The sequence below is a fragment of the Streptomyces sp. STR69 genome, assembly GCF_024519455.1.
In the GTDB taxonomy this organism is placed as follows: Bacteria; Actinomycetota; Actinomycetes; order Streptomycetales; family Streptomycetaceae; genus Streptomyces.
In genome coordinates, this window is the sequence record NZ_JALJRY010000020.1 from 183236 (window position 1) to 206457 (window position 23222).

Sequence of the window (23222 nt, forward strand, 5' to 3'; positions counted from 1 at the left end):
CCCGGGTCCTCGAAGTGGATTACCGGACGGACCGCGATCTTCATCTGCGCGGACGCGGGATGAGGATCGTGCCGACGTACTTCTCGTGGGGAACGCCTGTTGCACTGGTCGGCGCCGATCTACCGCCTGTGCTCTTGTGCCCGCTCCGCTGTGCGGTGCGTTACTGGCATCGCCGGAAGTCGCGTTCCATTCGGCGAGCGTATAAATATCCGAGGGCGGAGCGCAGACGTTCTTCGTTGTACTAGGTGACCCGATGGAAGATCATCCGCTCGACCAGGTTGAAGTCGGCCCAGCGGCTGGCTGAGGTGACTCCTTCCGGTCCTGCCGAGGCGATTACAAGGCCTCGGAATGGACGGATCCAGCGTCAGCGCGGTGAGTCGGGCAGCGCGATGAGCAACTGCTTGTCCGTCACCACGGCCAGCGACAGGGTGCGATAGCCGACCGACTCGAACAAGATGGTGATCTTGCCGTCGCCCTCGCTCATGACCTCGCCCTGGCCCCACTGGTCATGGTGCACGCGGACGCCCGGCAGGTAGGCGTGCTCGCCCACGGTGGGGCGTGCGGCTGTCTCCGCCGCCCGGACGGCACCCGCGGAGGCGTCCGCGCGTGCACCGGCCCGGGGCCACCGGCGCCGCCGTGCGGCGGCCTTGTTCGGATGCCCGGCGTCCCCGGACCGCCCACGCCTCAGCCCGGTCACAGGCTTGACCACCGCCCCCTTGCAGTTGTCGCATGCCGCGCACGGGACGCGGACGGAGTCGCCGAAGTATCCAAGGAGGAACCGCCGTCGGCAGTCGGTCGTCTCGGCGTACCCGCGCATCATGTCGACCCGGGACTGTTCGAGCTTGAGGTGCGTGGCGTGGACGGCGAGCGCGCTCTGCACAGCGGCGTCGACGTCGTCATCCGCGGAGGCGCCGAGTGCGCCGGTGAAGCGGCTGCCGTCCCGTCCGGTACGGACCGCGCCGGCCTCCTCCAGCAGGTTCAGCACGGCGGACAGTGCCGTCGCACCGAGTTCGCAGTCGGCTCGGAGCCCGGTTGCGCTCACGGCGCCAGTGTCTCCGCGCAGGCGTTCGGCGACGCGGCGTAGTGCGTCGGCGTCGGGAGCGCCGGAGGCGAAGAAGCGTTGCAGACCCAGGTCCTGCGGGCGGTAGGCGAGGATCGCCCTGGCCGGTGCGCCGTCGCGGCCGGCCCGGCCGATCTCCTGGTAGTAGGCGTCGAGAGAGCCGGGGACGGACGCGTGCAGCACGAACCGTACGTTCGCCTTGTCGATGCCCATCCCGAACGCCGAGGTCGCCACAACCACGTCGAGTTCACCGGAGCTGAACCGGTCCTGGGTTCGGCGGCGTTCGGTGGGGGATAGGCCCGCGTGGTAGCTGGCAGCGGACAGCCCGAGGCTGTGCAGCTGCTCCGCGTAGCTGTCCGCTGCCTTCCGCGTCCCCGCGTACAGGATCCCTGGCTTCTCCTCGACGGCCGCCCGCTCCACGACGAACCGCTCCTTGGCGGCTGCGTCCTGGAAGGCAGACACGTCCAGGTGGATGTTGGGACGGTCGAAGCCGGCCACTATCTCCACCGGATCGTTCATGCCGAGACGTTCGGCGATGTCGCGTCGTACCGGGGCCGCCGCGTTCGCGGTCAGGGCGAGCACCGGCGGATTGCCGAGCCGCTCCCGCGCGTGCCGCAGTCGCAGGTAGTCCGGCCGGAAATCGTGTCCCCAGGACGACACGCAGTGTGCTTCGTCCACCACCAGCAGCCGGGGTCGCACGGCGGCGAGCCGGTTTGTGACGTCCGGTTTGGCGAGCTGCTCAGGAGCGAGGAAGACCACGTCGACCGAGGAGGAACTGATGCGGGCCCATGCCGTCTCGTTGTCGCTCAGGCGCTGCGCGGAGTTGATGGCGGCGGTGCGCAGCGCGCCGGATCCGAGCAGGCTTTGCATCTGGTCCCGCTGAAGCGCGATCAGCGGCGAGACGACCACGACCGGACCGCCGAGCAGGACCGCAGGCACCTGGTACACGGCGGACTTGCCCGCGCCGGTCGGCATGACGGCAAGTACGTCACGTCCCTTCATCACGGCCTTCATCGCAGTCAGTTGGGCCGGACGCAACTGCTGCCAGCCGAAGACCCGACGCGCGGTGCCGCGCAGACGTCGGGACGTGAGTGTGAGCATCGTTCTCCTTGAAGCGTGAGCGTCCAACCGATGGGTGTCTGGCGGCTACCCCGGTTCGCCGGAATATCGCCTCGCGCGATTCGGTAGACCTCGTCAAGATCACCGCGGTATGCCCGCAGCGCCCGCGGTCCGACCGTGGATGCGATGTGGATCCGTGCGCGTTGCTTCTCCGAAACGGCTTCCCGGTACTGCCCCCTGAGGCATCGTCAGCCCGCTGGGCTCGAAGGAATGCTCCTGACCAGATGGAATGATGAACAACCTCTGGGGTGACAAGAGGTGATGGGTTGTCAGCCACGTGCAGGCAGCACCGTGTCTGACGGATCCGGGTCGAGATGATGGTGGAGCCTGGCTCTCAGCGCCGCGGCATCCGGGTGAGCAAGTTCCTCGAAGAGCGCCAGGGACAGGGGCCCGGCTTCGCGGGCGGCTTCGGGATTCCGGGCCGCGTGGTGGGTGTCCTTGATGTGGGACTGGGGTTCCCCGTACGGGTTGGTATTCGCGTCGGGGGGCGGCGATCAAGCGCGTCCATGGGTTCCGGGCCGGGCTCCCGGGCGGCACCGTCTCGTCCGGTATCACGGTCGATGGCGGGCACGTACTCCGCCTGGAACTTCTGTTCCAGGCGGAGTGGTGGTGGCTCCGGGTCTCATCGGCCAGTCCTCAGGCGACGAGCCCGTCGGGGCGCGCGGACGAGGGGTCAGGCCCGATAGGCCAAGTTGGCCATCATCCCGGCCTCGCCGTGGTAGGCGTTGTGGCAGTGCAGCATCCACTGGCCGGGGTTGTCGGCATCGAAGAGGGCGGACACCGTCTTCCCGGGCAGCACGATCGCGGTGTCCTTGCGCGGGCCGGAGGTGCCGAGCTGGTAGGTGTGGCCGTGCAGGTGCATCGGATGCCACATCTGCGTCGTGTTGACGAAGTCGAGCCGTACCCGCCGACCCTCCTCGACGACGATCGGGTGTGCCTCGGGGTTCTTCATGTCGAACGGTGTGCCGTTGATGGCCCAGTTGTACTTCATCATGTTGCCGGTCAGTTTGATCTGGTGGGTGACGTCGGTCTTCGCCGACTCCAGTCGCACGTCGTCGGCGGCGCGCAGCTGGGACGCCGTCATGATCATGCCGTCGAGCTCCTTCGGACGGACGGTCGCCTTCGGCATGCTGCCCGAGCCGGTGCGCAGCAGGGCCAGACCGTTTGCGTTCTTGCCCTCGGCCAGGGCGACAAGCGGAAAGACACCGTCTCCGAGGGTGACGAGGACGTCGTACCGCTCGCCCATGCCGACCAACAGGGCGTCCACGTCCTGGTGCTGGACGGGGAAACCGTCGGTGTGGGTGATCGTCAGTTTGTGGTCGCCGAGGGCGACCCGGTAGGCGGTGTCCGAGCCGGCATTGATGATGCGCAGTCGTACGCGCTCGCCGGGTTTGCCGGTGTGGACGTCAGGATCGGTGGCCACGCGGCCGTTGACCAGGTGGTGAGGGTACTCCACGTCGCCGGCGTCGCCGCCGAGCAGCTTGCTGGCGGCACCCATGAGCCTGAACTTCTTCTTGGCCATGCCGTTGGAGGAGGCGGAGGTCGACGCGGACGGGGAGCCGGAATCGCCCATGTCCATGCCCTCCATGCCCCCTGTGTCGCTCATGTCCATGCCGCCCATGTCGGCCATGCCCAGCTTGAGTTCGGTGAAGACGTCGTCGGGGGTGCCGGTGACGCCGTCGACCCAGTCGTCGATCAGGACGACCCACTCGCTGTCGTACGACAGGGGCTCCTTGGGATCCTCGACGATCAGCGGGGCGTGCAGGCCTCGGTCGAGCTGGACGCCGACGTGAGGGTGGAAGAAGTACGTGCCCGGGGCGTCGGCGATGAACCGGTAGGTGAAGGTGGAACCGGCCCGGACCGCGGTCTGCGTGGCGGGCGGCACTCCGTCCATGTCGTTGCGCAGGGCAATGCCGTGCCAGTGGATCGACGTGCTCGTCTTGTGCGGAAGCTGGTTGGACAGCTCGGCCACCAGGCTGTCGCCGACGGACAGCCTGACCTCCCTGCCCGGGGTGCGGCCGTCGAAGGCCCAGGTCCTGGGCATGACACCGCCGCCGAGGTCGATCATCGCGGGTGCCGCAGTGAGGGTGAGCTTGTGCTGTCGGCCGGTGCTGGTCCGCTTCTTCTCGGCGGCGGAAACCGCCGAACCGTTCGGGCTGACCAGTGCACTGCCGGATGAGCTGCTGCCGGAGCCGTCGCTGCAGGCGGCCAGCACGCCGGTTCCGGCGACTGCGAGGCCGCCGAGCAGGACGGAGCGGCGGTTGATGCTGTTCATATGGAGTGGTGTCCTCTGACTCGAAACTGCCGACGAGCGCGGAAGGACGGCACATCGCGCGCCGTCCGGCGCGGCCTATCTGCGCAGCTGAGAGAGGACGAGCAGGTCGGGAGGGGCGCGGCCGACCGCGACTGCGGGAGCGCGTCCCGCTGCGGCCTGCCGCAGGTTCACCAGCGGGTCGAACGTTGTCCGGTCGGGGACGGCGAGCTGCACGGAGTCGACACTCGCCGTGGTGCAGTGCTGCATGCCCGGCCTGGAACAGACGTCGGCCGCGGCATTGTGCACGGAAACGTCGGAGACCGCCGATGCTCCGTCGCCCGGAGACCGGGGCGTCACGTGAGCGGCCTGGGCCGAGTCCGGCACGCACAAGAGATCCATCGCGGGCATCTCATGGTGGACGAGCACGGCCAGCGCGAGGCAGAGGGCGAGGAAAACCCCGTACGCCCAGCGGACGGCACTGCTGCCGCCGCGAGCCGACCGCGTCATCATCCGCTCCACTCGTACCGTGATCACCGGATCGACATCTTACCCCCAGGGGGTACCCGCGATGTGTGTTTCGGCGCTGTAGAGCCACGGGCGGGATCCGGTCCGGGCGCGGCCTGCCGATCGGGTACGGCCATGCGGTCACGATGTCCGGGCGTGGCGGTGAGCCAATTTGCGGGCAGCTCCCGGTCGAGGAGGGGAACACCGCGCTTCGTGCCCACGCGGTCCACGGTGCAGGCACGTACCGTTCATGCCGTTCAAGCACGTCCATCTGCCCGGCTGGCGATGGCTCCTTCGTGCTGCTGGCGGATCGGCTGTTGAACACTTCCAGGCTCTTCAGTCCCTGGTCGAGCAGGGACTGAAGAGCCACGGACTCGGCCACCGCGTTGGCGACTGTCGAAAGGTGCTGTCCTGTCTCAACGAAGTTAGTCGTCCATGTGCCGCTGACCTGCGTGGACTGGATTGGGTGAGCCGACCGGGTAGTTGGAGCCAGCTGATGTGTGCCCGGGGGAAGGTGTTGACTCGGGTCGCTCACTTACGAAGGCCGTGAGAACCGGTCAGGCGTTTGTGCGTGATAGGTGGTCGGGGAGCCGTTCGATGCGGAGCAGGTTGACCGCCTGCGCGGGGGTCCGTCCGCATCCGCCGGTAGGCGGGGGCGTAGGCGGGTCCGGAAGGATCTGTGCAGCACCTGGGCGTCGTAGGGATGCGTCGGGAGTTCGGGGTTTCGGGCTCAGTGGCCGTGGGGGCCGTGGAAGGGGTCGACGACCTCGCAGGTGACGTCCATCCAGCGCTCCAGCTCCTGGCACATGAGCTGGTCGCCTGCCTGCTCGAACGCCTTGACAAGGCCCCGGAGCAGGTAGTTCCAGTGGCCTGAGTTGGCCACGTGCCAGGCCCTGACGTCCTCGGCGACGGCCAGTGAGGACGCGTACAGGAGGTGCGCCTCCAGCCCGAGCGCGGCCACCAGCTGCGGATGCCGCTCCAGTGCTGCCACGATCCGGGCCAGTTCCTTGGCCGAAGTGGCCCACTGTGACCGCGGGCAGCGCTGGTTGGTGGTGAACCTGCTCCGTGCGTTGTCCGGACCGCCGAGCAGCAGGACCTCGTCCGGCACCTGCCCGACGCCGAGCAGCTTGCGCGCCTGGTGCAGTGCCGTGCCCATGGTCATCCGCCCGAGCCCGATCCCAAGCCAGTTCTGCTCGGCCCGGCTGGCCACGTCGGCGTCCACGCTGCGCGCGAAGTCGCGATAGAGCTGCGAGAGTTCCGGCTGCCCGAGCGCCTCGGTGAGCTTGCCGTGGTACGCCGCGGCCCGGACGATCGAGATGCGGTACATCGCCGGCGACTTGATCGCCTCGCGGATCAGCGTCGGGAACTCCGACCGATCGACCTCGACCCAGGTGTCGACGGCGATCTGCCCGGCCTGCGCGGCTATCTCGGCGCGTCCCTGCCCGGCGTGCTCGCGCATGGCGATCGTGGCGGCGCTGCGCAGCACATCGATGTAATAAGCGCTGTCGCCGTCGAGTGTGTTGATCTTCAGGCCGTTCGAGGTGATCAGCCGCACCACGGTGTCCGCCGAGCTCAGGATCAGATCCGGGTCGCCGTACTGGCCCAGCACCAGGGCGTTGGTGTACAGCAGCCGGCTGAGGCCCAACTCGAACTCGAACGCATTGCCGTCCGGTCCCGCCAGCACTGCCGCCCGGACCACACCGTCCATTTCGAGGATCGAGTCGGTCACCCGGCCCAGCTCCTGGAACGTTCTGGCGCGGCGCACCCGCACATCCGTGATCCGCTGCGCCATGTCCCGTCTGCCGGTGTCGAGCACGTCGCCGTATGCCTTCTCGGCGGCGTCGAGCGCGGCCAGTGCGTCGTCAGGGCGGTTCGCCGCGCGCAGGCTCGAACCCAGCCCGTACTGCAGGGAGCCCAGCATCACCAGGTCGTCGAGGGTGGCCCCGGCCTGGGCGTCGATGACGGCGTGGACAAGCTCGACGGCCCGTTCCTGCAGCGGCACGGCCTCGGCCGTGCGGCCCTGCTGGAACAGGCTGAGCGACTGTTCCTCCAGCAGTGCCACCTGCGACCTGAGTGCGGCGCCGGAGTTCTGGTCCCGTGCCGTGTGTTCCGATCGCATGGGACGGATGTTTCCACATCGTCCGGCAAGGGACAATTGGCCGAGCCGAGCAGAGCGCGGGGGTAGTCAGGGGCTCGGCGCCGACCGGTGGCCTTGCTGTCTTCCAGGGTCCGGCGCAGTGCTTCCGTCAGGTCGATGAGGTGGGGGGAGGCCGGCTTCGGCGACGCCGCGGTGGTCGGCGTGAGCGTCGGCCCACACCTCGACCAGGGTGTCCAGCAGGGCCGGGACGTCTCCGGGCCCGTAGCGGCGCAGTACGGTGGTGGCGTCGTGGGTGGCCAAGTCGTCTCCCGGGGTGCTCATGTGCTGGCTACCGCGTTGTAGGCGTCGAACCAGTCGCGGACCGCCGGGAGGGTGCGGGAGGAGTCCGGGGCGTGCCGACGCTCGCGCTCGCCGTCATACCAGTGGAACCAGAACGGCTGCGAGCCGATCCCCACCACGCTCGGATCGAAGTCCATCAGCGGCAGGCGGTCCCGCTCCAGCCACGACTCGAAGCCGACGTGTCGCCCTGTTGTCGCCGCCCAGTATCAGCCCGGGAAGTGCCGTTCACCGCGTGACCAGAGGAACGTACGGACCGGAGCGACCCCCTCGAACCGGCTCGCCACACAGTCCCTCCGAGGACACCGACGACGCCCATGCACCGCGTCCACGTACGACAACTCGACGCACGGCTCCGCCGGCTCCGCCCCGGCCGGTACAGCCATCCAGCACCCCCAGCGCTCTCGACCGCGCGACTGGGTTCGCTGAGACAGAAACCCAAACGACTCGGTTCGTAGAAAACGACTCGATTGAGTGAGACAGGACAGGTGCAACGGTCCCGCCCTGGGAGGCTCTGGCCTTGTAGGCGACAACCGAATCCATCGGTAGGTCTGTTCTGACTCCACTATCGCCGGCGCGGAACGATGTCGACGAGAGCTGAAACCACCCCGTGCGCAGCGTGGATGCTCGTCTGTGGTGCCCGAACCGACCGAAAATCCGTCCGTTCGGAGATCGCATGTGGCGTCAGAACTCAGTGATATCCGGCTCCCGAACCCACCTACGGAGCCACCACCGGCCCTCTCCTGGCCGTCGTCCCGCATGGTGGTGCGGATCTTCGTTCCGCGTCGGGCGCCCTCCAGGCCCAGATCGTGCATCAGGGCGGGCGACCGTGCAGCGGGCTGGTTCGATGCCCTCACGGTGCAGTTGCCGCCAGACTTCGCGGACCCTGTAGGCGCCGTAGCTGTCGGCATGGACGCGGTTGATCCGGGCTTTCAGGTCGGCGTCGCGCATCGCTCGGGCGCTGGGTGCACGGTTCCTGGCGGCGTAGTAGGAGCTGGTTGCGATCTTCGGTCCGTGGCCGGCGAGCACACGGCAGATCGGCAGGTCAGCGCACTACAACACCTCGCTGGGGGCTGTGTGTTGCGCTCCTGGCGCACGTCCGGGCAGCGCAGCCGGACACCGGGCTGCCCGGATCTCGTGTCGTATGGTCTGCCGTCGCGGTCGTCCACCGTCCGCAACGGATCTCACCGAACCCGGCGGTGCCGCCGGGACGGCCGAAAGATCTGAACCAACACCGGGAATCAGGCCGCGACGAGCTCCTGCTCGCGGTCCGGCGTCTTGGCCATGGGCTTCTTGTTCGGCAGTGAGAGTCGGAAGACCTTGTGCCACGCGGAGAACACCTGCTTGGGCAGCGGTCCGGTGACGTACTCCAGCTCGTACTTCTCGAACAGCGCGCGCACCTTCACCGCGACCTCGGCGTACCGGTTGCTCGGCAGGTCCGGGAACAGGTGGTGTTCGATCTGGTGCGAGAGGTTGCCGGTCATGAAGTGCATGGCCTTGCTGCCGCTGATGTTCGCCGAGCCCATCATCTGGCGCAGATACCACTGGCCGCGCGTCTCGCCCTTGATCGACCGGCGCTCGAAGACTTGCACGCCCTCGGGGAAGTGCCCGCACATGATCACCGAGTGGGTCCAGATGTTGCGGACCAGGTTCGCCGTGAACGTGGCGGCGAGCGTGGGGAGGAAGGACGGGCCCGACAACAGCGGGTGGATCACGTAGTCCTTGAGCACCTGCTTGCGGATCTTGCGGCCCACGGCCTTGGCCCGCGCGTGGAACTCCGGGTTGTTGCGGCGGTGCTTTTGCAGGTTCTTGCCGAGCTCCAGGTCGTACGCTGCGATGCCGTACTCGAAGAAGCAGGCGTTGATGAAGTTCCACAGCGGCTGGCCGAGGTGGAACGGGTGCCACCTCTGGTCCTCGTCGACGCGCATGATGCCGTAGCCGAGGTCGTTGTCCTTGCCGATCACGTTGGTGTAGGTGTGGTGCAGCTCGTTGTGCGAGTGCTTCCACTGCTCGGACGGCGAGACGTGATCCCACTCCCAGGTGGTGGAGTGGATCTTCGGGTCCCGCATCCAGTCCCACTGGCCGTGCAGGATGTTGTGGCCGATCTCCATGTTGTCCATGATCTTCGCCACGGACAGACCGGCGGTGCCGACCAGCCACGCGGGCGGGAAGAGCGAGAACAGCAGCACGCCCCTGCTGGCCAGTTCGAGCTTGCGCTGCGCCGAGATGACCTTGCGGATGTAGGCGGCGTCCTTCTCGCCGCGGCCGGCGATCACCTCGTCGCGGATCGCGTCCAGCTCGCGGCCGAGCTCCTCGATCTGCTCCGGGGTCAGGTGGGCGGTGGGGTCGGTGGCGGTCAAGGTGCTCCTACCGTTCGATGTCGCAGGGGCCCGCCGCGGCGGACACGCAGGTCTGGATGAGGACGCCCGGCTCGGCCTCGGTGATCTCGCCGGTGCGCAGGTCGCGGACGGCGCCCGCCTTGAGCGGTGTGACGCAGCCGAAGCAGATGCCCATGCGGCACCCGGAGGGCATGAGCACGCCGGCCTCCTCGCCGATGTCCAGCAATGGCGTGGCGCCGTCCGCGTCGACGGTCATGCCGGTGGCGCTGAACGTGACCTCGCCGCCTTCGCCGGCGACGACGATGCCGGGGCGGAAGCGTTCGGTGTGCAGGCGCTCTTGTACGCCGTGCTCCGTCCAGTGCTCTTCGGCGGCGTCGAGCAGGCCCGCGGGCCCGCAGGCCCAGGTCTCGCGCTCGGCCCAGTCGGGCACGAGTTCGTCGAGACGGGCGATGTCGAGCTTGCCGTCCGTGTCGGTGTGCACCTCGGTGAGCCGCAGCTTCTTGTCCGCGACCAGGTCGTGCAGTTCGTCGCGGAAGATCACGTCGTGCGGCCGTGGCGCGCAGTGGACCATGACGACGTCGTCGAACTCGGTGTCGCGCAGCATGCCCATCACGGGCGTGATGCCGCTGCCGGCCGTCAGGTAGAGCACCTTGGCGGGCTTGGCCTGCGGCAGCACGAAGTCACCGGTCGCCTGGTCGAGCTGGATCAGCGTGCCCGGTTTCGCCCTGCGGACAAGGTGGTTGCTGACCTTGCCGTCCGGGAGCGCCTTCACGGTGATCGTGACGCGGCCGTCCTGGCGGTGGGTCGGCGAGGTGAGGGAGTAGGCGCGCCACAGGCGCACTCCGTCGACGTCGACCCCGATCCGCACGTACTGACCCGCTGTGTGGCCGCGCCAGCCCCGTCCCGGCCTGATCACGATGGTCGCGGCGTCACCCGTCTCGGGGTGCACGGCCTCGATGCGGCCCCGCAGGTCAGCGCCCGAGCGCAGCGGGCTGACCAGGTCGAGGTAGTCCGACGGCAGCAGTGGCGTCGTGACCATCTCCAGCAGTTTCCACGCCCTGCTGCGAAGGGCTGTACTCGTCATGAATCCAGCTTGCTGCGCCTCAAGGCGTAAAGTCCTGACCGCAGGACGTGAATCTGGCTGGCTGAATTGTTCGCAGGGAATAGAAACGTGAGCCATGCAATCCGGAGGGTCAGTGAACTGGCCCTGGATGAGACGACGGTCACCGCACTTCGGGCCGCGCTGAAGACCACCGCCGACGAGGTCGTCCAGGCGATCATCGACGAGGTCCCTCCCTACGCCAACGCCCTGTCGGGCCACATGGGCGTCACCATCCGCCGAGCCGTCCGCACCGCCCTGGGGCACTACCTGGATCTCGCGAGTGGGAACGCCACAGGCGGCGACGCCGGTGACGCCGCCTACGAGCTGGGCCGCGGCGAGGTGCGCGACGGCCGTTCGATGGACGCCCTGCTCAGCGCCTACCGCGTCGGCGCCCGCGTGGCCTGGCGATGCCTGGCAGCGGGTGCCGTACCCGCAGGTCTGCCCGCCGCCGAGGTCGCCAAGTTCGCCGAGCTCACCTTCGCCTACATCGACGAGCTCTCCGCCGCGAGCGCCGCGGGCCACGCCGACGAACTGGCCGCCCGGGGCAGGGACCACGAGCGCCATCTGGAGCACCTGGCCCGCGACCTCCTCGCCGGCGCGAGCCCGGACGTGCTGCTGGCCTCTGCTCAACGGGCCGGGTGGCAGCCTCCGGTTTCGCTGACCGCGGTCCTGCTGCCCGCCGCCCAGGCCCGGCCTGCCTACCGCGCGCTCGACCCGGGCGCCCTCGTCCTCGATGATCTGCCGGATGCCACTGGTGTGCTGCTGGTGCCCGATGCGGACCGATCACATCTTTTGCGGCAGCTGACCGACCGCACCGCCGTGGTCGGCCCGGCCCGGCCATGGACTCGTGCGTCCGCCTCGTACGCACGGGCCGCACGCGCGCGCTCCCTCTCCTCCGATATTCGCGACACCGAGGACCATCTGCCCGAGCTGGTGCTGAGCGCCGACGTCGACGCGTTCGCAGATCTGCGTGCCCGAGCCCTCGCACCGTTGCGGACCTTGCCTGTCGCGACCGCACGGCGGCTGGAGGAGACGCTGCGGGAGTGGCTGCTGCACCAGGGCAGGCGGGACGAGGTGGCGGCGGCGTTGTTCGTCCATCCCCAGACGGTCCGGTACCGGCTGTCGCAGCTGCGGGAGCTGTTTCCGGATCTCGCATCGCCGCACCGGGTCCTTGAGCTGACGCTGGCGGTCGGTCTTCGGGTCAGCTGACGCGTTCTTCGGCCGTCCATGACTGCGTCTGCGAGCGGTTCAGTGATCGTGCTTCGTTCTCGGTGACATCAGCTGGCTCATGCGGCATGGGGAAGAGCGGTATTGGCCGGCGGGGACCGGGGGTTGACGTGAGGACCGGACAAGGCCTCGGGAAGCCCGTCGGGGGCGCTGTCCTGGCACGAGCTGACCCACGGGCGCGCTGCGGGCTGTAGCCGGGTGACCGGCGGGGCGGCCAGGCCGGGGCACCAGGGGCGGGCCTGGCACACATCGCGTGAGGGATGATGGGGATGGAATGACGGAACGTGAGGTCAGGAGCTTCCATGGCGAAGCGGGTCCACCGACCCCGTGAGGACGCGGAGTTCGATTTCATCCTCGGGGTGAGCGGAGTTCCGGTCCTCGCGTACTTCACCGGGACATGGCCCAAGGCAATCGAACCCTGCCGGGTGATGGACCTCGTCGTGGGTGACATCGCCGACGACTACACGGGCCGCCTGACGGCTGTCCGCGTCGACATCACGCGTTGTCCGGCTGCGACCGAGCGATACGGGATCACCGGAGCCCCGTCCTACGTCCTGCTGATGGAGGGAGAGGCGGTGGCGCACGGCACGGGGCTCATGACCGTCACCGAGGTACGGAAGTTTTTGGACGGCCACCTCTGAGCGGCCGCTGCGGCACATGGTGCCCCGCCCGCCCGGGATGGGCAGACGGGCAGGGCGAGTCGCGGGGTGGGTGGACGGATGTCAGGTCAGGACGAGTTCCAGGACCGTGACGGAGAGCGGCGGCAGGGTGCTGGTGAAGGCTGCTGCCGCGCCGGTGACGGTGCTGGTTCTGGGGACCAGCGCGGTGGGTTCGGTCAGTGTGTTGGTGGCGGTGCGCGAGGGTCCGGTCAGGACCGTGGCGGTGGCGCTCTTCTTCACGCCCTTCGTCAGGCCCTTCAGTTCGACCGGTACGTTCACCTTCTCCGTTCCGGAGTTGACGACCGCCAGGTAGAGACGGTTCCCAGCACGGGTGGCGACCGTGGCGATGACGGGCAACGCACGCGTAGTGGCCGGCACTACCGTTCTGCCCAGCCTGCTCGTCAGCATCTGCTGCGCCCAGTAGCTGGGTGACACATAGCTGGTGAGGTTGTCGTAGGCGATCAGGTTGGTCGCCCAGACGTTGTTCTTGACGTGGGAGAAGAGCGGGGCGTAGCACTCCATGAGGACCTGGTCGGAGTTACGGATCAGCCCGGCCAGCCATGCGGCGTCGCCCAGCGCGGCGTTGAGGTCGGGCGTGGGGCGCCCCTCCTGCGCGGCCCACTCCCCGACAAAGACCTTGGTCGAGGCGCGGTCCCGGTTGTCGTACTTGTGGGTGGCGGCCTGGGCGGCGGACGGCGCGAGGTAGTAGTGCTCGTCGATCAGGTCGGGCGTGCGGCTCGTCACCGTCGCCGTGGCGATCAGCTTCAGGTGCGGGTACTTCGCCTTGATCGCGTCGTGGAAGGCCGCGAACCGCTCGTTGTACGACCCGGAGGAGTCGAACCAGTCCTCGTTGCCGATCTCCACGAACTCCAGCGGGAACGGCTCCGGGTGGCCGTCGGCCGCGCGCTTCGCGCCCCAGGTGCTGGTGACGGGGCCGGTGACGTACTCGATCTCGTCGAGGGCGTCCTGGACGTACGGCGTGAGGGCGTCGCCGGTGACGTGCTCGCCCTTCAGCGTGTAGCCGGCGAAGACGGCGAGGACCGGCTGGGCGTGCATGTCCTCGACCCAGTGCAGGTATTCGAGGAGTCCGAGCCCGTCCGTGGACCAGTAGCCCCAGGCGTCGTCCATGTGGCCGGGGCGTTCCCAGGCCGGACCGATGGTGTTCTTCCAGTTGAAGCGTGTTGCGATGGTGTTGCCCTCAAGGAAGTTGCCGCCGGGGAAACGCAGGAACTCGGGCTTCAGGGCGACCAGTTTCTCCATCAGGTCGATGCGCAGCCCGTTGGGGCGGTTGTTGTAGGTGGGCGGGAAGAGGGAGACGTACTGGAGCCAGAGCGTCCCGCCCGAGGCGGACGGGTCGTCGGTGGTCACGGTCAGTCTCGCGTCGCCGACCACAGGAGTGCGTGGGCCGGTGCGCAGGGTGAGTTCGAAGGGGCGGTCCGGGAAGTCGGTGCCGACGTGGTGCAGTCGTGCGGAGGCGTACACCGTCGAGCCGTCCGCCGACTCGATGGACACGGTGAGGGGGCCGATCCGGTGCGACGCCTTGGCGAACAGCCTCGCGGTGTAGGTGGTTCGGGGGCGCACGGGGATGCCCCAGAATCCGTCGTTGGCCACTCCGGCCCGGTTGCCGGCCCCGGTACCGCTCGGCAGTGCGACCTTGAGGGAGCGGTTGAGGGCGCCGTTGAGGGGAGTGGTGGTGTCCAGCGCGAGGGTTGTCCCGCCGACGGCGGACCAGTGGACGGCCGAGGTGTCGCTGGCCATCATCGTGCGGTTCTGTACCAGTTCGGCGTAGATGCCGCCTTCGCCGGAGTGGTTGATGTCCTCGAACATCAGGCCGGGAAGGATGGGGGACACGGCGTGCACCGGGTTGGCGACGTCCACGCTCAGCAACGGTGTCGTGGACTCCACCGGAACCCCGGCCAGCGTCGCGACCTGGTCTGAGGTGAGGACGGTCGGGAACATCCACACGTCGTCGATCAGACCGTGCCACTGGTCGACGTGCCCGCCGCCGTAGAGGGCGCGGCCGATGGCGGTGTCGCCGGTGCCTGCCCAGCCAGCGGTGTAGTCGCTCTCCCCCTCCAGCACGCCGTTGACGTAGAGGCGGGTGACACCGGCCGACGGGTCGCTGACTCCGACCAGGTGGGTCCAGGTGCCGGTGGTGGGCGCGGAGGCGGCTGCCGCGACGGCGGCACCCTGTGTGGCGTCCGAGGCGAGCCGGGCGAAGGCGAAGGTGCCGGTGTCGTCGCGCAGTCCGAGGTAGAAGGCGCTGACGACCTGGCCGTCGATACTGACGGCGGTCTGGTAGCCGCCCAGTTGACTGAGGTTCACCCAGGCGGCCACCGAGAACGCCTCTGAGGTGTCGAGGGCGGGCCCGGTGGCCGAGGCGTTGCCGCCCGCGGTGAGGCTCAGGCTGTGGGCGCCGATCTTGCCGGTGTCCCAGGCGGCCGCGCCCTGGAGAGTGGCGGTGTGAGCGTTGCCGGACGAGTCGGCGGCGGAGGATCCGGAGCCCTCGTCGAAGGTCCAGTGCGCGGCTGCGGCGGGCAGGTCCGAGGCGGTGGCGTCCGCCGAGGTGTCGGAACGTCCGGCGGCCTGTGCCGGCGCGGCGGCGGCGAAGGTTCCGGCCAGGGACGCGGCGCCGAGGGCTGTGAGGACGGTTCTGCGGGGCAGTCCGGTTTCTGCGGGCATGCGGGGGGTTCCTTTGCGAGGCGGATCGGTCGGACAGCTGCGTATGGGGCGCGGTGAGGGGAGAAGCCGAACGGGGGAGGAGTGGTGAGTGCCTCTCAGCGGTGGGTTCCGAGCGAGTGGGGGCGGGTGGTGCGTGCGCGTCTTGGGATCGACGGCCGGGACGGGCCGATGGTCCGCCGTAGGGGAGGGCGGGGGACCATCGGCGGGTCGGTGCTCCGGTCAGGAGGCGATGTCCCACTGCTGGCAGGTGTTGTCGAGCTGCTGCCACTGGCGCACCACGGTGCCGTTGGCCGTTCCGCAGTTCGTGACGTCCAGCGTCATGCCGGTGTTGACGTTGGAGATGGTGTAGTGGCTGCCGACCTTGGTGACGTCCCACTGCTGGCAGGTGTTGCCGAGCGAGGCCCACAACTGGACGGCCGTGCCGTTGCTCTGCCCGCAGTTCTTGTCGTCCAGGACCGTGCCACTGTTGACGTTGGTGATCGTGTAGTGGCCGTTGCCCGCGCCGGTGAACTTCCACTGTTGGCAGGTGTTGCCGAGCGAGGACCAGAGGTCGACCGAAGTGCCGTTGGCCGTACCGCAGTTCACCGCGTCCAGGACCTTGCCGGAATTGGTGTTGGTCAGGCGGTAGGCGGTGCCGGTGACGGGGAAGCTCGCGGTAGGCGTGGTGTAGGCGACGGACGTGACGTTGGCCTGCACGGCGTTGTCGGTGGCGTCGGTCGGGTAGCCGGAGGTCATGACGCCTTCGAAGAAGGAGCCGTCGGACCCGTTGCTGTTGTCACCACCGGTGCCGAGGACGATGGCACCTTCCTTGTGCATCGGGTTGTATCCGCTGGTGGTGGGCAGGGCCCCGTTGTAGAAGGTGCTCAGCGAACCCGACTGGGCGTTGCCGCCCTTGATCGCATAGGCCGAGGTGCCGTTGTTCTTCTCCATGGCGGTGACGTACTCGCTGGAGATGCCGGTGTTGCCCGAGTAGGCGCCGTTAGCCCCGAAGAACAGTCCGTTCTCCAGGTCCGCCTCGACCCAGGGGCCGGAGCCGGTGCACGTGAACCAGCACTCCGTACCGAAGTTGATCGCGTCCATGTGGCCGTTGCCGGTGTCGTCGCCCGACGTCTCGGCGTTGCCGTAGTCGAAGCAGCACCGGTTGTTCACGTGGTGGCCGCTGGTCACCATGTACGCGCCCTCGGGGGAGCTGCCGGTGGCGATGCCCGTGGTGCTGTTGTCGCGGTAACCGACACCCGCGGAGACGAAGACGCCGTACGCCGCGTGGCCGCCGACCGTGACGGGCAGGGCGTTGGCGATTGCGCCGACGTCCTGGCCACCGTTGCCGCCCGGGCCCTCGATGGTGAGATCGTTGTGGTGCGAGCTCTGGTCGTAGATCTTCGTGATGACGCAGGTCGTGCCGGAGCAGAAGGAGTCCTGTGCCGCGGCGTTGGCGTAGCCGCCGGTGCTCAGGACGCCGATGTCGGTGGTGGTGGAGTCCGAGGCACGCTTGACCTGGTAGAGAGCGCCGGCGTAGGAGGCGTAGAGGGCTCGCGTGGTGCTGTGCGCCGCGGCGCAGGGGGTGCCGGCGGAGGCGTAGATGTCACACGGCAGGGACGAGGCGGCCTGGGCGGTGCCCGCGGTGCCGATGGCCCCGACCAGGATGCCGGCGACAAGTGCGAGGACCGCGCCGACCACCCTCAGCCGGAGCCCTCTCAGATGCCTTGCTATCACTGTGAACCTCTTCCGTGTCGCGTTCTTCTCGGACCCGGCGTCGCCTGCGCAGCGAGCGGGGGGACGTCCGGTATGCGGTGGTCTGCATGCCGGGAGCTGCCGCCGGGACACGGCGACGGCGCTGAACGGGGCCTCGCCGTCCCGCTCGGCGGGAAATTGTGAGCGCAAACAATCGAGACTCCCGGATGCCGTCACTCATCCGAGTTCCATGGGGACAGGGGTGTTGCCGGCCTGTGTGTTGCTCTGTTCGGGCACGGCTGCCGAGCGTGATGACTGCATGTCGGAACGGCTGACCCGGCCTGGAACCGGGGCGTTGTGCATGTGCCGACCTCGTACGGTCGACGGTGATCGACCGGTCTCGCAACTCCGCCTTTTTTACGCGGGGATGAATGGGCGGTCAACAGTGGAGGACGGTCAAGAGTGTGGAAACGAATGCCCTGGATTTCGTGGGGGACGGTCTGAGGGTGCGGTGGAATGGGGCCTTCCTCGACAACGACCTGCCAGGTCAGGGCAGTTGGAGGGCGCGTGACAACGCTGTCCGAAACATCCGAAAGCGAGCAGTTGCGATCCTTGACCCCTCCGGATTGTGTGCGCTAACAATTCTCCACGGCAGGCTGGTTCCGGCCGGAGAAGCAACCGATCGGAAACACGACAGCAGGTGAGGAGGCGGGGGATGGACGGGGAACGCGCACCAGTGATGGCGGACGTGGCCCGGATCGCGGGCGTCTCGCACCAGACCGTTTCACGGGTCCTCAACGACCACCCGAACGTACGGTCCGCCACCCGTGACCGTGTGCTCGCCGCGGTCCGTGAACTCGGCTACCGCCCCAACGCCGCCGCCCGCACCCTGGCCACCCGACGCACCCGCACCCTGGGTGTGATCAGCTTCAACACCACGCTGTACGGTCCGGCCTGCATGCTCTACGGCATCGAGCAGGCGGCCAGGCAACACGAGTACTTCGTCACCGTGGCCGCGGTCGGCACGCTCGACCGCCGTTCGGTACTGGACGCCGTCGACCGGCTTCGGGACCAGGGTGTCGAGGGGATCATCGTGATCGCGCCGCAGACCTCGGCCGTCGGAGCGCTGGCGAGCGTGCCGTCGGACGTGCCGCTGATCGCGGTCGGCTGCGGCACACATGCCAAGCTCGCCTCGGTCGCCGTGGACAACGAGGCGGGTGCCGAACTCGCCACCTCCTATCTGCTCGACCTCGGCCATCGCACCGTGCACCACATGGTCGGGCCGCGTTCCTGGCTCGACGCGCAGGAGCGCGAGGCAGGATGGCGCAACACCCTGGAAAAGCGGGGTGCTCCGGTGGTCGAACCGCTGGGCGGCGCCGACTGGACGTCCCGTACCGGATTCGAGGTCGGTCAACGGATCGCCGCCGACCCCGAGGTCACAGCGGTGTTCTGCGCCAACGACCACATGGCCCTCGGTCTGCTGCGCGCTGTACAGCAGGCCGGGCGTCGGGTGCCCGAGGACATCAGCGTCGTCGGATTCGACGACATGCCGGAAACCGAGTACTTCGGCCCGTCACTGACCAGCGTCCGCCAGGACTTCGACGAACTCGGCCGGCGCGCCCTGCGCGCGCTGATCGAGATCGTCGGTGACCCCGACGCGGGGCTCCCGGCGGCCGACGAGAGACCTCACATCGTCATCCCACCCAGTCTTGTGGTGCGCACGTCGGCGACCCGCCCCCGGCACTGACCGGCGCTTCGGTCGCACCACCGGCCTGCCCAGAGAAGAGGAAACGAGATGGGCCGACTCCCGTTAGCGTGACCGCCGACCATCCGGCTGCGGGTCCCCGATCGTCCGGGTGCCGTCGCACGTGAGTGCCGTAGGCCGAACGACCGCTCTTCCCAGTCCACTTGGGGCGCGGGACCGGACAAGTGGTCCGTCCTCCGACCCGACGGTCCCCAACGCCTGACGTCCCGTCAGGCAGCCGTACGCCGCCCTCGCCGCGTTCACCACGGTCGGCCTTCACACGCCTGGAGCCGACCTCTCGCTCGCCAGGACTTCCTGACCGGACTGCCACCGACCATCCCCGCCCGCCTCCGACGCACCGTCATGCCCAACAGCCGGAGTGGGTCGGCAGGACAGTGCCCCGGTCGTTTCCCGATCCGCCCATACCCGCATTCGGTCGTGGGAGCTCTCTTCACCCCGACACGCCCAGAAAGGCGCTGATCAATCATGATCCATACCAGAAGGTCCCGCACCGTGGCCGCCGCAGCCGTGGTGCTCATCTCGCTCGCCGCGGCAGGCTGCTCCAAGAACGCCACCGGCTCCTCCGCTTCGAACTCGGCGGGCTCCAGCGCCGCCCCCGTCGCGCTGGCCGGCTCGGTCACCTTCAACCAGACGAGCCTCGCCAAGCTCGACGCGGCACTGAAGTCCGCGCTGGCCGGCAAGGACTTGTCCAAGGTCGACATCGCGATGGTCGTCAACGTGGCCGCCGACTACTGGAAGGCCGGCCAGGTCGGCTTCCTCAAAGGCTGCTCCGACCTCGGCATATCGAAGAGCAAGTGCACCTACTTCGCCCCGCCCAACGGTAAGTTGACCGAGCAGAACTCGGAGCTGGAGACCCTGCGCTCGCAGGGCGTCACCGGCTACTCGATCTCGGCGATCGACCCGACCTCGGCCGCGGGCACCATCCACACCGACGTCCAGAAGGGCATCGGCGTCCTGGCGATCGACTCACCGCTGCCGGGCACCGACGCCGCCTCGCTCTACCTGGGCACCCCGAACTACACCGCCGGCTTCCAGGCCGGCACCGCGATGAAGCAGGTCCTCGGCGGCAAGGGCAAGGTGGCCATCCTGGTCGGCTCGCTCACCGCGTCCAACGCCACCCAGCGCATCGCCGGCTTCGAGGCCGCACTCAAGGGCACCAAGATCACCGTCGCCCAGAAGGTCAACGACAACCTCCAGGCCAGCACCGCGACCTCCGACGCCGAGACCATCCTCGCCAACAATCCCGACGTCACCGGCCTCTACGGCGTCTACTCCTACGACGGTCCCGCGCTGGCCCAAGCGGTGACCTCGGCCGGCAAGACCGCCTCGGTGCACATCGTCTCCGACGACTCCGACGCCCAGACACTGAAGTTCATCAAGTCGGGTGTCATCTCCGGCACCGTCGTGCAGATGCCGTATCAGCAGGGCTACACCGGAGCGTACATCCTGGCCGCGGAGAAGGTGCTCGGCAAGTCCGCCACGATGGCGCTCGTCAAGCCCTATCTGGAGAAGGACGGCTCGACCCTCAGCTCCGGAGTGGGCCTGGTCACCAAGTCCGACCTGAGCGCGTACCAGTCCCTCGAGTCGCAGCTCGGGATCGGCTGAGCATGACGGCCACGGAGAACGCCCCGGGCCGCGCGATCACGGCGCGGCTGCGGGGGGTGCACAAGTCCTACGGACCGGTGCGCGTCCTCGACCTCCCAGAACTCGACCTGTACGCCGGCCAGGTGATCGGCGTGGTCGGCGAGAACGGCGCCGGAAAGTCCACGCTGATGGGCACGCTGGCCGGGTCCGTCCACCGGGACGGCGGCGAGATCCTGATCGGCGGCGAGCCACTTGCCGCCGGGTCCACCGAGGCTGCGGGACAGCTCGGTATCGCCATGGTCTCCCAGGAGTTCCCGCTGGTCGGACAGCTCTCGGTGGCGGAGAACCTGCTGCTGGGCCGCCGCCCGCGGAAGTCGAAACGGCGGTTCCTGGTCGACGGCGCCGCGCAGCGTGCCGAGGCGAAGGCGATGCTGGCGGAGATCGGTCTGTCCGCCGAGACGATCCCGGTGAGCCGGGAGGTGCGCACCCTGCCGGTGCCGACGCGGCAGATGATCGAGATCGCCAAGGCCTGGGGCCGCGAGCCCAAGCTGCTGATCCTGGACGAACCGACCTCCTCGCTGGGGCCGGTCGAGGCCGAGATGGTGCTGGGCCTGGCCCGCCAACTCGCCGACCGCGGCGGCACGGTGCTGTTCATCGGGCACCGTCTGGACGAGGTGCGGGAGATCAGCGACCGCGTCCTGGTACTGCGCAACGGCAGGCTGGTCGCCGACCTCGAACCGGCTCAGGCCACCGAGGAACGGCTGATCCGGGAGATGGTCGGCGGCGAGGTCGCGCAGGGCGAGCCGAAGGCGCCGCCGGCGACGAGCCCGGTCCTGCTGCAGGTCGAGGGCCTGACCGCGGACGGTCTCGGCCCCGTCGACCTTGAAGTGCGCGAGGGCGAGATCCTGGGCGTGGCCGGGCTGATGGGCTCGGGCCGTAGCCGCCTGATCCATACGATCGCGGGCGCGCAGCCCTCGACGGGCGGCCGTATGCGGCTGGGCGGCGAGTCCTACCGGCCGCGCGGCGCGGGTGACGGCGTGGCGGCTGGGATCGCCCTGATCCCCGAGGACCGCAAGGAACAGTCCCTGGTCCTGTTCGCGTCGATCCGGTCCAACGTCGTCGTCTCGGTGCTCAAGCGGATCAGCATCCGTGGCCTGCTCGGGCCGGGCCGCGAGCGTGCCGAGGCACGGAAGATCACCGAGAACGTCAATGTGCGGATGCAGTCGGTGGAGCAGCCGATCGGCTCGCTCTCCGGCGGCAACCAGCAACGCGCCATCTTCGGCCGGGCGTTCGCCGCCGAACCGCGCCTGTTGCTGCTCGACGAGCCGACCCGAGGCGTGGACGTGGGCGCGAAGGCGGAGATCTACAAGCTGATCGACCGAGCGGCGGAGCAGGGCATGGCGCTGGTGGTCGCCTCCTCCGAACTGGAGGAGCTGTTGTGGATCTGCCACCGCATCGCGGTCATGAACCACGGCCGGGTGGTCACGGTCATCGACCGGGCCGACGCCACCAAGGAACGCATCATGACGGCCGCGGCCGGAACGTCCCCGCTCAACCAGGAAACGCCGGACCAGGAACAACTGACGAACGGAGCCACAGCATGAGCGCGCAGAGCACGCTCGCACCCGAAGAGGCCGCGCCGCGTTCCCGCCCGGCCGTGTCGAGCCTCGCCCGCAAACTCGCCGCCTCCCCGGAGGCCGGCGTGATCATCGCCTGCGTGCTGGTGTTCGTCGGGATCGCGGCCAACGCGGAGACGTACACCGCGGTGGGCAACCTTCAGGTGATGGGCCGCGACCTGTCACAGGTCGGCATCCTGGCCATCGGCGAGTCGCTGGTCATCCTGACCGGTGGCATCGATCTCTCGGTGGGTGCGCTGGCAGGTCTGGCCGGCATCCTGGCCGCCTGGATGAACGTGAACGAGGGCATGCCCGCGCCCCTCGCGATCCTGTTCACGCTGGTGATCTGCGGTGGGGTCGGTCTCTGGCACGGCATCATGGTCACCCGCCTGAACGTGCCGCCCTTCGTGATCACCCTGGTCACCTACACCGTGGCGCAGGGCATGGCACTCGCGATCACCAGCGGCTCGCCCATCAACAATCTCTCGCCGCTGTTCAGCAACCTGAGCCAGTACTACATCGGCGAAGTGCCGGTCCCCGCGCTGTTCTTCGTCGGCGCGGCCGTCATCGCCTGGTTCGTGCTGGAGCGCACCTACGTCGGCCGGCAGATCTACGCGGTCGGCGGCAACAAAGAGGCCGCCCGGCTGGCCGGTATCCCAACCGCCCGCCGCATCACCTCCACCTACGTCGCCAGCGCCGCACTGGCCGGTGTGGTCGGCATCATGGTGATCGGCCGGATGAACGTGGCCGACCCCTCGGTCGGCGCCGGCTGGGAACTGACCGCGATCGCCGCGGCGGTGGTCGGCGGCATGTCGCTCTCCGGTGGCGAGGGTCGCATCGCCGGCATCGCGGCGGGCGCGATCCTGCTGGAGTTCATCACCAACGGCCTGCTCGCACTCAAGGTCAGCCCGTACGACCAGCAGGTGGTCCAGGGAGCGGTCCTCGGCATCGCCATCCTGCTCGACCGGGCACGGGCCCGCTACTTCGGCAAGAGCCGTAGCTAGTACGTCGGTCGACTTCGCTGATCTCTGCGCGGGTGCCGCCGCGGCGGCATCTTCGAAGAGTCGGACGGTGATCGTGATATCGAACAACTTTGGAGGAGACCGATGGTGAATGCCGGAGACCGGACGGCAGGGAACCCGGAACCCTGTGTCATCGGAGTCGACTACGGCACGTTGTCCGGGCGGGCTGTGGTGGTCCGGGTGG

Annotated in this window: 17 protein-coding genes; 7 read left to right on the top strand and 10 right to left on the bottom strand. The window is 68.6% G+C overall.

Annotated features, from left to right (window positions below; genetic code table 11):
• Positions 1–364: 364 nt before the first annotated feature.
• From OC490_RS33005 to OC490_RS33020, 4 genes are all read right to left on the bottom strand, one after another.
• Positions 365–2161, bottom strand: a complete 1797-nt coding sequence (locus OC490_RS33005; protein WP_262061691.1) for a RecQ family ATP-dependent DNA helicase — start codon at positions 2159–2161, stop codon at positions 365–367.
• Positions 2162–2852: 691 nt separating this feature from the next.
• Positions 2853–4454 (bottom strand): multicopper oxidase family protein, encoded by a 1602-nt coding sequence (locus tag OC490_RS33010; RefSeq protein WP_262061692.1) that lies wholly within the window; start codon positions 4452–4454, stop codon positions 2853–2855.
• Between the two features lie 75 nt (positions 4455–4529).
• On the bottom strand, positions 4530–4967 hold the full coding sequence (locus OC490_RS33015; protein WP_262061693.1) for a hypothetical protein: 438 nt from the start codon (positions 4965–4967) through the stop codon (positions 4530–4532).
• Positions 4968–5667: 700 nt separating this feature from the next.
• Positions 5668–7056 carry a hypothetical protein gene (locus OC490_RS33020; protein WP_262061694.1) on the bottom strand — a complete coding sequence of 463 codons (1389 nt, stop codon included), beginning with the start codon at positions 7054–7056 and terminating at the stop codon, positions 5668–5670.
• 135 nt (positions 7057–7191) lie between these two features.
• On the opposite strand from OC490_RS33020, the gene OC490_RS33025 reads away from it, so the two are divergent.
• Entirely contained in the window at positions 7192–7377 is a 186-nt protein-coding gene (locus OC490_RS33025; protein ID WP_262061695.1) for a hypothetical protein, read from the top strand.
• On the opposite strand, the gene OC490_RS49430 is transcribed toward OC490_RS33025, so the two are convergent.
• The 4 genes from OC490_RS49430 to OC490_RS33045 form a co-directional block, all read right to left on the bottom strand.
• Positions 7353–7511, bottom strand: a complete 159-nt coding sequence (locus OC490_RS49430) for a hypothetical protein (protein ID WP_315986719.1) — start codon at positions 7509–7511, stop codon at positions 7353–7355. The two genes, OC490_RS33025 and OC490_RS49430, sit on opposite strands and share 25 nt — an antisense overlap.
• A 544-nt stretch (positions 7512–8055) precedes the next feature.
• Positions 8056–8322, bottom strand: a complete 267-nt coding sequence (locus OC490_RS33035) for an IS3 family transposase (protein WP_410099203.1) — start codon at positions 8320–8322, stop codon at positions 8056–8058.
• A 290-nt stretch (positions 8323–8612) separates the two neighbouring features.
• Positions 8613–9731 (bottom strand): fatty acid desaturase family protein, encoded by a 1119-nt coding sequence (locus OC490_RS33040; RefSeq protein ID WP_262061696.1) that lies wholly within the window; start codon positions 9729–9731, stop codon positions 8613–8615.
• A gap of 7 nt (positions 9732–9738) precedes the next feature.
• Positions 9739–10794, bottom strand: a complete 1056-nt coding sequence (locus tag OC490_RS33045; protein WP_262061697.1) for a ferredoxin reductase — start codon at positions 10792–10794, stop codon at positions 9739–9741.
• An 87-nt stretch (positions 10795–10881) separates the two neighbouring features.
• Here OC490_RS33045 and OC490_RS33050 point away from each other — a divergent pair, with 87 nt between their 5' ends.
• Both OC490_RS33050 and OC490_RS33055 read left to right on the top strand, forming a co-directional pair.
• Entirely contained in the window at positions 10882–12021 is a 1140-nt protein-coding gene (locus tag OC490_RS33050) for a helix-turn-helix domain-containing protein (protein WP_262061698.1), read from the top strand.
• Between the two features lie 320 nt (positions 12022–12341).
• Positions 12342–12680 (top strand): thioredoxin family protein, encoded by a 339-nt coding sequence (locus tag OC490_RS33055; protein ID WP_262061699.1) that lies wholly within the window; start codon positions 12342–12344, stop codon positions 12678–12680.
• A gap of 81 nt (positions 12681–12761) precedes the next feature.
• Here OC490_RS33055 and OC490_RS33060 read toward each other — a convergent pair whose 3' ends face one another.
• Both OC490_RS33060 and OC490_RS33065 read right to left on the bottom strand, forming a co-directional pair.
• Positions 12762–15380, bottom strand: a complete 2619-nt coding sequence (locus OC490_RS33060; protein ID WP_262061700.1) for a LamG-like jellyroll fold domain-containing protein — start codon at positions 15378–15380, stop codon at positions 12762–12764.
• 219 nt (positions 15381–15599) lie between these two features.
• Positions 15600–17057, bottom strand: coding sequence for an arabinofuranosidase catalytic domain-containing protein (locus OC490_RS33065; protein ID WP_262061701.1), 1458 nt, complete (start codon positions 17055–17057; stop codon positions 15600–15602).
• A gap of 709 nt (positions 17058–17766) precedes the next feature.
• Here OC490_RS33065 and OC490_RS33070 point away from each other — a divergent pair.
• The 4 genes from OC490_RS33070 (at position 17767) to OC490_RS33085 (ending at position 23020) form a co-directional block, all read left to right on the top strand.
• Positions 17767–18798, top strand: coding sequence for a substrate-binding domain-containing protein (locus OC490_RS33070; RefSeq protein WP_262061702.1), 1032 nt, complete (start codon positions 17767–17769; stop codon positions 18796–18798).
• 483 nt (positions 18799–19281) lie between these two features.
• The gene (locus OC490_RS33075; protein WP_262061703.1) at positions 19282–20421 is read left to right on the top strand and encodes a substrate-binding domain-containing protein; all 1140 of its coding nucleotides are present in this window, start codon (positions 19282–19284) and stop codon (positions 20419–20421) included.
• 2 nt (positions 20422–20423) lie between these two features.
• A complete protein-coding gene (locus OC490_RS33080) occupies positions 20424–22004 on the top strand; it encodes a sugar ABC transporter ATP-binding protein (protein ID WP_262061704.1) in 1581 nt (526 codons plus the stop codon).
• Positions 22001–23020 (top strand): ABC transporter permease, encoded by a 1020-nt coding sequence (locus OC490_RS33085; RefSeq protein ID WP_262061705.1) that lies wholly within the window; start codon positions 22001–22003, stop codon positions 23018–23020. The genes OC490_RS33080 and OC490_RS33085 overlap by 4 nt, the downstream gene beginning before the upstream one ends.
• Positions 23021–23222 lie beyond the last annotated feature (202 nt).